Consider the following 2,638-nt stretch of genomic DNA (forward strand, 5'->3'; position numbering starts at 1 on the left):
GCCGCCGCGACGCCGGACGCGACCGCCGGGGCGTTGCCGAACAGCGAATGCAGCCAGGGCACCCGCCAGGCGCTCTCCGGGAAGGGAGTCGAGACGACCTCAAGGCAGCCGGTGGCGTTGACCGCCACCAGTTTGCCGCCGGTGGCGCGCATCGCGGTGTCCAGAACGTAGCGTGCGCCGAGTACTTCACCGCAGCCTTGGCAGGCCCGGTGTCCCGATATCAGGCTATTAGCTCGCTCCGGATCGGCCTGCCCGGCACGCTCCTCCTGCGGCAGCAGCCGGTTGCCGACCGCGAGCGAGCCGACTTGGTAGAACTTCACGCTCATCGCGATTCCTCCCGCGTGTGCAGCCGGGCGAGCAGTCGCTCGGCGGTCGATCCCGGGGCGTCGTCCGAGGCGCGGCCATACCCGGCCCGCGACAGCAGATCGCGATCCAGACCGAGGAAGGAGAAGCGGGCCGCGCGAGACGCCGCCGCGTCGCGCACCAGCATGCGCAGCGCCTTCTTCGTGATCGGGCGGCCGCCGAGCCCGGCGACCACGGTGCTGCAGCGGACCGGTACGGCGGGCGGATCGACCAGCGCGGCGACCAGTTCCGGAGTGATGATGCCGGCGGCGCCGGCGGAGAAGGCGCGTTCGAGCACGATGACCTGCTCGGCTCCGGCCAGCAGGGTGCGCAGGCGCTGCACGGGGAAGGGCCGGAAGCAGGTCAACTCCACGGCGCCGACGGCCAGTCCGTCCGTGCGTGCCTCGTCGATCACGTCCTCAAGAGTGCCGAGCACCGAGCCCATAGCGAGGAACACCGTGCGTGCGCCGTCCAGGCGGTAGCCGCGAGCCAAGTGCTCGGCCGGGCGGCCGACCAGTTTCGCGTACCGCTCGGCCAGTTCCGGCATCCGCAACAGCGCCCGCCGCATCCGGCCGTCGGCGAGGAAACGCACCTCGGTGAAGGCCTCAGGACCGACCATCGCGCCGATCGACATGGGCACGTCGGGATCGAGGATCTGCTGCGGCCGATACGCGGGCAGGAAGGCATCCACGACTTCCTGATCCGGCACCGCGATGCGCTCGACGGCGTGCGTGAGTACGAACCCGTCCATGCACACCATCACCGGCACCGAAAGCTCCTCGGCCAGTCGGAACGCGATCGGGTGCAAATCGCAGGCGGCCTGGTTGTCCCGGGCGTAGAGCTGGATCCAGCCGCTGTCGCGCTGGGAGAGCGAGTCGCTCTGGTCGTTCCAGATGTTGATCGGAGCTCCGAGCGCCCGGTTCGCCACGGTCATTGCGACCGGCAGGCCGAGCCCGGCCGCGTTGTACAGCGCCTCGGCCATGAACAGCAGCCCTTGGCTGGAAGTCGCGGTGTACGTGCGTGATCCGGCCGCCGAGGCGCCAATGCACAGCGACATCGCGCCGAATTCCGACTCGGCGTTGATGTACTCGCAGGGCGCGAGTTCGCCTCGGCGAACCAGAGCACTGAGTGCCTCGACGATGTGCGTCTGCGGCGAGATCGGATAGGCAGGCACCACCTGTGGCCTGCAGCGGGCGACCGTCTCGGCCACCGCGCGGGAACCTTCGACCGCGCGGCCGGACGAGCCGGTCTGCCGCGTCGTCGTTTCAGGTGTGGACACGATGGACCTCCGAGGCTGCGTGCGCGGCGAACCGCAGGTATTCGAACGCGTCGGTCGCGGCTGCTGCGTTGGCCTCGGCTATCGTCCTGGGGAACCGCGCGGCGATCGCGTCGCGTACCGCGGCGAGCGGGACGATCCCGGTGGCCGCCGCGACAGCGCCGAGCATCGCGGCGTTCGGCAGCGGGCGACCGGTGCGCTGGCGGGCGAATTCGGTCGCGGGCACCGTGCGGACGTGCGCGGCCCGCGGCGCCAAGCCAGTGCCGGTGCCGGTCGCCGACGAAGCGGCCACGGGTAGGTTGATCAGTGCGGTGCCGTCGGATTTGATGCCGTTGAAGACGAAGCGCTGGCCCAGCAGCGTCGGATCGAGCACGACCACCAGATCGGGCTCGGTCACCGGCTCACGCGAGCGGATCGGCTTGTCGTCGATCCGGCAATAGGCCTCGACCGGGGCGCCGGTGCGCTCCGAACCGAAGCTCGGGAACGCCAGGGCGTAACGCCCGTCGGCGATCGCCGCCCAGGCGACCAGCTCGGCGGCGGTGACGACTCCCTGACCGCCGCGTCCATGCAGTCTGATCTGGTACATCACGCCCCGCCTCCTCATGGGCATCGTCGTCTCGCGGGCCCGCGGCTCCCAGGGTCCTGAGACCCGTGACCGGCGGGTCGAACGGCCTGGGCTCACTCCTTTGCCGCGCGCAGGGCGTGCAGCCGCTGCCAGTACTCGTCCTCGCCGATCTCTCCGCGGGCGAAGCGGTCGGCCAGGAGTTCTTCCGCGCTCAGCCGGGGCGCGGGTTCGAGTTCACGCCGGCTGGCGCCGCCGCCCTGCCTCAGGAAGCGCGTGGCGGCCACGACCCCGGCGCCCGCGAGTGCCCACAGTGCAAACAGCCCGACGAACATCCAGACCCACTCCCAAGCGGATGGCGATCCGGACCAGCCGTTCATCATCGTTCGGCCCTCCTCATGCTTGCCCGCGTTCGCTGTGCTTCTTCGAGCGTCTCGGCAGCCGGCGCGACTCATCAG

At 70.6% G+C, this 2,638-nt stretch carries 3 protein-coding genes and 1 pseudogene; all 4 read right to left on the reverse strand.

Annotated elements, in window-relative coordinates:
- A pseudogene (locus tag VN779_RS09665) lies at positions 1-326 on the reverse strand (pyruvate ferredoxin oxidoreductase); the annotation flags it as partial.
- Positions 323-1,621 carry a hypothetical protein gene (gene porA, locus VN779_RS09670; protein WP_325722118.1) on the reverse strand — a complete coding sequence of 433 codons (1,299 nt, stop codon included), beginning with the start codon at positions 1,619-1,621 and terminating at the stop codon, positions 323-325. The pseudogene VN779_RS09665 and the gene porA, both read right to left, overlap by 4 nt.
- Positions 1,608-2,204 (reverse strand): 2-oxoacid:acceptor oxidoreductase family protein, encoded by a 597-nt coding sequence (locus VN779_RS09675; protein WP_325722119.1) that lies wholly within the window; start codon positions 2,202-2,204, stop codon positions 1,608-1,610. The genes porA and VN779_RS09675 overlap by 14 nt, the downstream gene beginning before the upstream one ends.
- Before the next feature lie 92 nt (positions 2,205-2,296).
- The coding region (locus VN779_RS09680) for a hypothetical protein (protein WP_325722120.1) at positions 2,297-2,638 on the reverse strand (342 nt) is incomplete at its 5' end.

Origin of the sequence: Actinocrinis sp., from assembly GCF_035605935.1 — a bacterium.
GTDB lineage: Bacteria > Actinomycetota > Actinomycetes > Streptomycetales > Catenulisporaceae > Actinocrinis.